The 1,941-nt window shown below is 36.3% G+C and carries 3 protein-coding genes; 2 read left to right on the top strand and 1 reads right to left on the bottom strand.

Annotated features, from left to right (window positions below; all coding sequences use genetic code 11):
• Together A9G09_RS04550 and A9G09_RS04545 are read left to right on the top strand one after the other, a co-directional pair.
• On the top strand, window positions 1-598 hold a 598-nt coding region (locus A9G09_RS04550; protein ID WP_065633721.1), incomplete at its 5' end, for an ABC transporter permease.
• On the top strand, window positions 598-1,359 hold the full coding sequence (locus A9G09_RS04545; RefSeq protein ID WP_065633034.1) for an ABC transporter ATP-binding protein: 762 nt from the start codon (window positions 598-600) through the stop codon (window positions 1,357-1,359). The genes A9G09_RS04550 and A9G09_RS04545, both read left to right, overlap by 1 nt.
• A gap of 171 nt (window positions 1,360-1,530) precedes the next feature.
• Here the strand turns inward: A9G09_RS04545 and A9G09_RS04540 are convergent.
• On the bottom strand, window positions 1,531-1,941 hold a 411-nt coding region (locus A9G09_RS04540; protein WP_335339950.1), incomplete at its 5' end, for an EF-Tu/IF-2/RF-3 family GTPase.

The raw sequence follows: 1,941 nt of genomic DNA, 5'->3' as shown, positions 1-1,941 counted from the left end.
TTCTGATATTCAAGTCAGTGTTTATCGAATTCTTACCGCTTTTATTATTTCGTCGATTATGTCAATTATCATTGGCGTGTTAGCTGGCTGTTTTGCGGTTGGTAAAGCCATTATTGAGCCATTAGTTGATTTTATTCGATATATGCCTGTTGTAGCATTTGTACCATTAACTATTTTATGGTTCGGTACTGGCGATCAGCAAAAATTTATCATTATTTGGATTGGTACTTTTTTTCAACAAGTTTTAATGGTGATTGATGCGACTAAACGTGTACCAGCCGATTTTATTGGTTTAGGGCGAACGTTAGGGATGAGTGAAAGTAAAATTCTTTTCAAGATTGTTATCCCTTCTGCTTTGCCTGCTATTTGGGATACCTTACGTATTAGTCTTGGTTGGGCATGGACTTGGTTGGTTGTCGCTGAATTAGTCGCGGCAACGTCGGGTTTGGGCTATCGAATTCTACTTTCACAGCGTTATTTTCAAACGGATACTATCATTGGTTATATTTTAATTTTAGGTTTATTGGGATTAATAACAGATCAGTTAATGCGCCTATTTGAAAAAATACTATTCCGCTATAATGTGAGGTCAAAATAATGGCGAGCTTAACTATCAAACATCTGAATAAAAGTTTTTGTTTAGGTAAGCATCAGCGCAATGTATTAAGTGATATAAATTTATCGGTTAATGATAATGAATTTGTTTCAATTGTTGGCGCTTCTGGTTGTGGTAAAAGTACACTATTATCGATTATCGCAGGTTTAGAATCTTATGATAGTGGTGAAGTTTTCGTGGATGATAAACCCATTTATACCCCAGGGCTTGATCGTGGTGTGGTTTTTCAATCTTACACTTTATTACCTTGGCTTACTGTCCAGCAGAATGTTGAATTTGCGCTTTCAGCTGCCGGTTACTCTGGTCACGAAAGCCGTGATATTGCCAAAGAACACCTTGAGTTAGTCAATTTATCTAAGTTTGCTAAGGTTTATCCTAATCAATTATCGGGAGGTATGAAACAACGCGTTGCGTTGGCGAGAGCGATTTCATATCGTCCTAAGATTTTATTAATGGATGAACCATTTGGTGCATTAGATGCAATTACTCGTCATCAAATGCAAACATTATTGACTAAAATATGGGAACAACATCGGCTCACTGTAATCTTTATTACTCATGATGTTGAAGAGGCAATTTATCTTTCCGATAGAATTGTTTTATTATCAGTGAAACAAAAAGGGATTAAAGCAATTTTTCCCGTTAATCAAATGCGGCCAAGAAATAAATCTACCTTAAATACGGGCAATTTTTTAAATCTGAATCAACAAATCCTTGATGCCATCAATCAAGATATTGAATAAAACATTATTGTTACAGTCACAATAAGACAATCAAAAAAGGATTGTTAAACGATATTGTATTATAGACGTCAATTTGCTTTCTTTTTTATAAGATAAAAAAAAAGGTGCACATTGTGCACCTGCTTCTGAGCTAATTAAGAGCACTCATCGTGCTCTAGTTATTATCTAAAATTATTTAATAACTTTAGCAACAACACCCGCACCAACAGTACGGCCACCTTCACGAATCGCAAAACGTAAACCTTCTGCCATCGCAATTGGGTGAATTAATGATACTGTCATTTTGATATTATCGCCTGGCATTACCATTTCTACGCCTTCTGGTAACTCGATAGTACCTGTTACGTCAGTTGTACGGAAGTAGAACTGTGGACGGTAACCTTTGAAGAATGGAGTATGACGTCCGCCTTCTTCTTTACTTAAAATATAAACTTCTGATTCAAAGTCTGTATGTGGTGTGATTGAACCTGGTTTAGCTAATACTTGACCACGTTCGATTTCTTCACGTTTAGTACCACGTAGTAACACACCTACGTTTTCACCTGCTCGACCTTCGTCAAGTAATTTACGGAACATTTCAAC

This window comes from Gilliamella sp. wkB292 (genome assembly GCF_001690235.1).
Taxonomy (GTDB): Bacteria; Pseudomonadota; Gammaproteobacteria; order Enterobacterales; family Orbaceae; genus Gilliamella; species Gilliamella apicola_F.
This window is presented reverse-complemented; position numbering and strand designations above follow the sequence as displayed.

Coding starts and splice junctions, on each gene's coding strand:
- A9G09_RS04545 (WP_065633034.1), top strand. CDS start 598: ATGGCGAGCTTAACTATCAAACATCTGAATAAAAGTTTTTGTTTAGGT.